The sequence below is a fragment of the Chelativorans sp. YIM 93263 genome (assembly GCF_028767125.1).
GTDB lineage: Bacteria > Pseudomonadota > Alphaproteobacteria > Rhizobiales > Rhizobiaceae > Chelativorans.
Window position 1 is genome coordinate 1 of the sequence record NZ_JAKCWP010000021.1, and the last position, 1,179, is coordinate 1,179.

Genomic DNA, 1,179 nt, shown 5'->3' on the forward strand with positions numbered 1-1,179 from the left:
TCAGATGGCCAAGGATAAGTTTGAGCGCACGAAGCCGCATGTGAACATTGGGACTGTTGGTCATGTTGACCACGGGAAGACGACGCTGACGGCAGCGATCACGAAGTATTTTGGTGACTTCCGTGCGTATGACCAGATTGACGCTGCTCCTGAGGAGAAGGCGCGGGGGATCACGATTTCGACGGCGCATGTTGAGTATGAGACGGATGCGCGTCACTACGCGCATGTGGACTGCCCGGGTCACGCGGACTACGTGAAGAACATGATCACGGGTGCTGCGCAGATGGATGGTGCCATTCTGGTTGTGTCTGCCGCTGATGGTCCGATGCCGCAGACGCGCGAGCACATTCTTCTGGCGCGCCAGGTTGGTGTTCCGGCGATTGTGGTGTTTTTGAACAAGGTGGACCAGGTTGACGACCCTGAGCTTCTGGAGCTTGTGGAGTTGGAGGTTCGCGAGCTTCTTTCGGCTTACGATTTCCCTGGCGACGACATTCCGATTGTGAAGGGCTCGGCGCTTGTGGCGCTTGAGGACGGCGACAAGGAGATTGGCGAGAACGCGGTTCGCAAGCTGATGGAAGAGGTAGACAACTACGTTCCCACACCGGAGCGTCCGCTTGACCAGCCGTTCCTGATGCCGATTGAGGACGTTTTCTCGATTTCGGGCCGCGGGACGGTTGTGACGGGCCGTGTTGAGCGCGGACTGGTGAAGGTCGGCGATGAGATCGAGATCATCGGCATCCGCCAGACGACGAAGACGACGTGCACGGGCGTCGAGATGTTCCGCAAGCTGCTTGATCAGGGTCAGGCGGGCGACAACATCGGCGCGCTTCTGCGCGGTGTGGAGCGTGAGGGTGTCGAGCGTGGTCAGGTTCTGGCCAAGCCCGGTTCTGTGACGCCGCACACGAAGTTCAAGGCCGAGGCCTATATTCTGACGAAGGAGGAGGGCGGTCGTCATACGCCGTTCTTCACGAACTACCGGCCGCAGTTTTATTTCCGCACGACGGACGTGACGGGTGTGTGCACGCTTCCCGAGGGCACGGAGATGGTGATGCCGGGCGACAATGTGACGATGGACGTGGAACTGATCGTGCCGATCGCCATGGAGGAGCGGCTGCGCTTCGCCATCCGCGAGGGCGGCCGCACCGTCGGCGCCGGCATCGTCGCAAACATCACCGAGTA

General features: G+C 60.2%; 1 protein-coding gene. It reads left to right on the top strand.

Features of this window, described 5'->3' with window-relative positions; genetic code table 11:
- Positions 1–4: 4 nt before the first annotated feature.
- Positions 5–1,179: elongation factor Tu (tuf, locus tag LY631_RS20295; RefSeq protein ID WP_274427439.1), on the top strand; the 1,175-nt coding region annotated here is incomplete at its 3' end.